1 protein-coding gene is annotated in these 381 nt (G+C 52.2%); it reads right to left on the bottom strand.

Translation table 11 applies throughout. The annotated features are described in order from the left end of the window. Positions 1–327 (bottom strand): IS5/IS1182 family transposase (locus J9892_RS21345; RefSeq protein ID WP_001532569.1); only part of this gene is annotated, 327 nt, incomplete at its 3' end. Positions 328–381 lie beyond the last annotated feature (54 nt).

The following is a 381-nucleotide window of genomic DNA, read 5'->3' as shown; positions in this document are numbered from 1 at the left end:
GCGGAAATTCATGATGGTGGTGCGGTCCGGCAAGGCGCTATCCAGGGATAACCGGGCAAACAGACGCATGGAGGCGATTTCGTACAGAGCATCTTCCATCGCGCCATCGCTCAGGTTGTACCAATGCTGCATGCAGTGAATGCGTAACATGGTTTCCAGCGGATAAGGTCGCCGGCCATTACCAGCCTTGGGGTAAAACGGCTCGATGACTTCCACCATGTTTTGCCATGGCAGGATCTGCTCCATGCGGGACAAGAAAATCTCTTTTCTGGTCTGACGGCGCTTACTGCTGAATTCACTGTCGGCGAAGGTAAGTTGATGACTCATGATGAACCCTGTTCCATGGCTCCAGATGACAAACATGATCTCATATCAGGGACT

This window comes from Aeromonas sp. Prich7-2 (assembly GCF_017939255.1).
In the GTDB taxonomy this organism is placed as follows: Bacteria; Pseudomonadota; Gammaproteobacteria; order Enterobacterales; family Aeromonadaceae; genus Aeromonas; species Aeromonas caviae.
The sequence above is the reverse complement of the archived record's forward strand: the minus strand, read 5'-3'. Positions and strand labels throughout refer to the sequence as shown.